6 protein-coding genes are annotated in these 4,628 nt (G+C 64.9%); 1 reads left to right on the top strand and 5 read right to left on the bottom strand.

The window, feature by feature from the left end; genetic code table 11:
* The 5 genes from WAW85_RS03910 to WAW85_RS03890 all read right to left on the bottom strand — a co-directional run.
* On the bottom strand, positions 1-415 hold a 415-nt coding region (locus WAW85_RS03910; protein WP_422558339.1), incomplete at its 3' end, for an MlaD family protein.
* A 51-nt stretch (positions 416-466) separates the two neighbouring features.
* Positions 467-1,318, bottom strand: a complete 852-nt coding sequence (locus WAW85_RS03905; protein ID WP_422558338.1) for an MlaE family ABC transporter permease — start codon at positions 1,316-1,318, stop codon at positions 467-469.
* Positions 1,319-1,320: 2 nt separating this feature from the next.
* Positions 1,321-2,085 carry an MlaE family ABC transporter permease gene (locus tag WAW85_RS03900; protein WP_422558337.1) on the bottom strand — a complete coding sequence of 255 codons (765 nt, stop codon included), beginning with the start codon at positions 2,083-2,085 and terminating at the stop codon, positions 1,321-1,323.
* 77 nt (positions 2,086-2,162) lie between these two features.
* Positions 2,163-3,047, bottom strand: a complete 885-nt coding sequence (locus WAW85_RS03895; protein ID WP_422558336.1) for a 3-oxoacyl-ACP reductase — start codon at positions 3,045-3,047, stop codon at positions 2,163-2,165.
* Between the two features lie 95 nt (positions 3,048-3,142).
* Positions 3,143-3,331: a ferredoxin gene (locus WAW85_RS03890; protein WP_422558335.1), complete on the bottom strand. Its 189-nt coding sequence runs from the start codon at positions 3,329-3,331 to the stop codon at positions 3,143-3,145.
* Positions 3,332-3,426: 95 nt separating this feature from the next.
* Between WAW85_RS03890 and WAW85_RS03885 the strand changes: the two genes are divergently transcribed.
* On the top strand, positions 3,427-4,596 hold the full coding sequence (locus tag WAW85_RS03885; RefSeq protein ID WP_422558334.1) for an acyl-CoA dehydrogenase family protein: 1,170 nt from the start codon (positions 3,427-3,429) through the stop codon (positions 4,594-4,596).
* Positions 4,597-4,628: the final 32 nt, after the last annotated feature.

The following is a 4,628-nucleotide window of genomic DNA, read 5'->3' as shown; positions in this document are numbered from 1 at the left end:
CCACCTGGGCAAGCACCTCGACCAGCTGTTGGTAGATGGTGTTGAGTTCCACGACGACCTGTGACTTTTCGATCGTCGCGCCACCCTTGAGCTGGCCAGCCGCGCCTTCGGCCGGGATCACGAGGTTGATCGCCTTGGCACCGAAAATGGTGTTCGACTTGATATCGGCGTGCACATTGGCCGGCACATATCGCAGCTGATCGGTGGCCATGTCGAGCGTGAGGACCGCCTGATCGCCGCTTTCGCTGATGGTGGCCACCCGGCCCACTTCCACCCCGCGCAGCTTCACCTTCGCATCCGGCGCCATCACCAGACCGGCGCGCGGGGCGTACAGGGTCACCCGTTGAGTGTCGGCGAACCAGCCGAGAAACTGTGCTGTCGCCAGCGTGATGATGCCGACCAGTAGGCCGACCATGATTACCGCCGCGAGCTTGCGGACTCCATTCGAACGCGTCGTCTTCACTGGTCAGCCCGCCAAGTTGAAGTTGCCGTCGGTGCCGTAGATGGCGAGCGAAGTGAGCAGGGTGATCACCACAACGACCACCAGCGACGCACGGACCGCGTTGCCGACGGCGACACCGACGCCGACGGGTCCCCCGGAGGTGTTGAAGCCGTAGTAGGTGTGGATCAGCATCACGGCGATCGCCATGGCGATGGCCTGGGCGAAGGACCACAGGATGTCCGACGGGATGAGGAAGGTCGAGAAGTAGTGGTCGTAGACGCCACCGGACTGGCCATACATCACCACGGTGGCGAAGCGGCTGGCCAGGAACGACGCCAGCGCGGCCAGTGCGTAGAGGGGGATGATGGCGATCATGCCGGCAACGATGCGCGTGCTCACCAGGTACGGGATCGAGGCGATCGCCATCACCTCGAGCGCGTCGATCTCTTCGCTGACCCGCATCGCACCCAATTGTGCCGTCGCGCCAGCGCCGATAGTGGCTGCCAGGGCGATACCGGCGATCACTGGGACCGCGATGCGCACATTGATGAAGGCGGAGAAGAAGCCGGTCAACGCCTCGACACCGATGTTGGCCAGTGAACTGTAGCCCTGGACGGCAATGGTGCCGCCGGTGAAGAGCGTGAGGAAACCGACCACCACGACGGTGCCGCCGATCATGGCCAGCGCCCCGGTGCCCATGGAGATCTCGGCGATCAGCCGGAGGGTCTCCTTCTTATAGAGACGCAGCGCGCGCGGGATCGACGTGACCGAATCCCAATAGAACAGCGCTTGGTCGCCGATGCGGTTCCAGTCTTCGCCAGCCCGCTTGATTCCTACTCGACTGGTCAGGAAACGGGTGGTTTCGGGAAATACCATTGTCAGCCCGCCGTCGCTTTCAGTCCGACCGCCGTTACCACGACGTTGACCACAAATAGCGCCATGAAGGAGTAGACGACCGTCTCGTTCACGGCATCGCCGACACCCTTCGCGCCACCCTTGACGTGCAGGCCGCGATAGCAGGCGACCAGACCGGCGAACAGGCCGAATAGGGCAGCTTTGATCATCGAGATGACCAGCTCGGCCAGCCCGGTGAGCAGAGTCAGGTTGGCGATGAACGAACCCGCGTCGACGTCTTGCAGGTACACCGAGAAGACGAAGCCGCCGGCGATGCCGATGGTGCAGACCAAACCGTTGAGCAGGAGCGCTACCCCGGTGGAAGCGATCACTCGCGGCACCACGAGCCGGTGGACCGGGTTGATGCCGAGCACCTCCATGGCGTCGATCTCTTCCCGGATGGTGCGCGCGCCGAGGTCGGCGCAGATCGCGGTGGCTCCCGCGCCAGCGACGATCAGCACCGTCACAATGGGTCCGATCTGGGTGATCGTGCCCAGGGCAGCGCCAGCGCCGGACAAGTCTTGGGCGCCGATCTCGCGCAGCAGGATGTTGAGCGTGAAACTGACCAGAACGGTGAACGGGATCGCCACCAGGAGGGTGGGAACGAGTGAGACGCGCGCGATGGCCCACGACTGCTCGACGGTCTCGCGGAACTGGAACGGTCGACGAAATAGCTCGCGGGCAGAGTCCGCTGCGAGCGCTACAAAGTCCCCTACTCCAGCCATGGGGACGGCTAGCCGGTTAAGCAAAATCCCCTCCTTGGCTGCGTCCGGGTGAACCTATCATGTGGCGAATGCCCAACTGAGACACACGGCACATATCGTGCCTAAATGAGACTTTGGGCGGAGAATGTGCCACGGGGTTCGCCGTCAAAGTAGCTGTTCAGGGCATCGGTGAGATCGGCCGGGGCCCATTCGGCAGCATCCGCGGTAAAGGTGGCGCGGATTTCCGGTGCCGCCATCAGCGTGACGGTAGGTCCGTAGACGACGAAGACCTGACCACTGACCTGTGCTGCTGCGGGACTAGTCAGATAGCGCACCAGTGTCACCACGTGCTCGGGTGACAGCGGGTCGACTTCGCCCTCGGGGACGTCGCCGAAGACATCGGCCGTCATCGCGGTGCGGGCGCGCGGGCAGATCGCGTTCGCGGTGACGCCGAACCGCTCGAGGGCGCGCGAGGCCGAGAGCGTCAACGCGGTGATGCCGGCTTTGGCTGCGGCGTAGTTCGCCTGCCCGGCCGGGCCGAGTAGACCAGCCTCCGAGGACGTGTTAACGAGGCGCCCATACACCGGGCCACCGGAAGCCTTGGACGCCGCGCGCCAATGGGCGGCGGCATTGCGGTTAAGCAGGAAGTGTCCGCGCAAGTGGACGCGCACCACCGAGTCCCATTGCTCGTCGGTGAGGTTGAAGAGCATGCCGTCGCGCGTAATCCCGGCATTGCTGACGACGATATCCAGACCACCAAGGTCGTCGACCGCGACGCGCATGATCTCGGCGGCGGTGGCCGATTCAGAGATATCACCGGCGACTGGGACTGCGGTGCCGCCTGCGGCCGCGATCTCGTCGACCACATCGCTGGCTGCCAGCGCCGAGGCGAGATCGTTGACGATCACCGTCGCGCCGTCGGCGGCAAGTCCGAGCGCCTCGGCGCGGCCCAGTCCGGCGCCAGCCCCGGTGACTACGGCGACACGCCCGCCCAATACGTCGGCCATCGACAGTTCCTCTCCCTCAACGATGCAAAACTAGAACTTGTTCTAGCACAAGTGCGATGGCGTCGCCGCGGGATCCCCCCATTCGGCGGCTCGGGTCACTCTAGCGAAAGCGCCGATCGCGGACAGCTGGCGACCACCTGACGCAGCTCATCCTCCCGCTCCGCGGGGACCTCCTCTTGGAGAATGACCAGGTAATCGTTGTCATCGAGGTCGAACACATCCGGCGCCATGCCCACGCACACGGCATTGGACTCGCACAGATCAAAATCGCAGACCACTCGCATCAGTTTGCCCTCCTCGGCTGCGGGCCAATGGTTGACGGACCCGATGAATACACGTTAGAACGTGTTTCAATAGTTGCCAAGCAGGAGAGGCAGATATGCGCATTGCGTACACCCCCGATCAAGAGGAACTGCGCCGCGAGTTGCGCACCTACTTCACGGTCTTGATGACCGATGAACGCCGGGCGGCCCTGGTCGGCGGTGACGGCGAGTTGGGCGAGGGCGACGCGTATCGCGGCGTCGTCAAACAGATGGGCAGCGATGGCTGGCTGGCCCTCGGGTGGCCGACGGAGTTCGGCGGCGCTAACCGATCGATGATGGATCAGCTGATCTTTACCGATGAGGCGGCCATCGCCGGGGTTCCGGTCCCTTTCCTCACCATCAATTCGGTGGCACCCACGATCATGACCTACGGGACCGCCGAGCAGAAAGCGTATTTTCTGCCGAGGATCGCGGCGGGCGACCTGCACTTCTCCATCGGCTACTCCGAGGCCGAAGCCGGCACCGACCTGGCGGCGCTGCGCACCTGCGCTGTCCGAGACGGCGACGAGTACGTGATCAACGGGCAGAAGATGTGGACCAGCCTGATCCCGTACGCGGACTATGTGTGGCTGGCGTGCCGGACCGATCCCGCCGCCCCGAAGCACAAGGGCATCTCGATGGTCATCGTGCCGACCGACGCCGCGGGCTTCTCGTACACACCGGTGCACACCATGTCCGGCGTGGACACGTCGGCGACCTACTACTCCGATGTGCGCGTGCCGGTGTCCGCGCGAGTCGGCGACGAGGGCGGCGGCTGGCCGCTGGTGACCAATCAGCTCAACCACGAACGAGTCGCCCTGTGCAGCGCAGCACCGATCACGACGGCGCTGCGCGAGACCGTCGCCTATGCCCGGGAGAACGGGCTGCTCCACACCGCCTGGGTCCGAGGCAATCTGGCTCGCGTCCACGCCAAGGTGGAGTTCCTGAAGCTGATGAACTGGAAGGTCGCGTCCGTCGCCGCCGGCGGCGGCTCGCCCGCCCCCGCCGATGCATCCGCCACCAAGGTCTTCGGCACCGAGTTCGCCACCGAGGCGTACCGCCTGCTGATGGAGGTCCTCGGGCCGATCGCGACGCTGCGCGCCGGCAGTCCAGGGGTCGCCCTGGCCGGCCGGTTGGAACGGTACGCCCGAACCTCGCTGATCCTCACCTTCGGCGGCGGCACCAATGAGATCCAACGCGACATCATCGGCATGCTCGCCCTGCAACTGCCCCCCGCCCGGCGCTGACCGGCCCGCCGACGAGAGACAATCATGGACTT

This window comes from Gordonia sp. (in: high G+C Gram-positive bacteria) (assembly GCF_049299075.1).
Lineage (GTDB): Bacteria > Actinomycetota > Actinomycetes > Mycobacteriales > Mycobacteriaceae > Gordonia.
Note: the sequence above shows the minus strand (reverse complement) of the source record. Positions and strands in the feature narration are given on the sequence as shown.

Coding starts and splice junctions, on each gene's coding strand:
- WAW85_RS03885 (WP_422558334.1), top strand. CDS start 3,427: ATGCGCATTGCGTACACCCCCGATCAAGAGGAACTGCGCCGCGAGTTG.
- WAW85_RS03895 (WP_422558336.1), bottom strand. CDS start 3,047: ATGGCCGACGTATTGGGCGGGCGTGTCGCCGTAGTCACCGGGGCTGGC.
- WAW85_RS03890 (WP_422558335.1), bottom strand. CDS start 3,331: ATGCGAGTGGTCTGCGATTTTGATCTGTGCGAGTCCAATGCCGTGTGC.
- WAW85_RS03905 (WP_422558338.1), bottom strand. CDS start 1,318: ATGGTATTTCCCGAAACCACCCGTTTCCTGACCAGTCGAGTAGGAATC.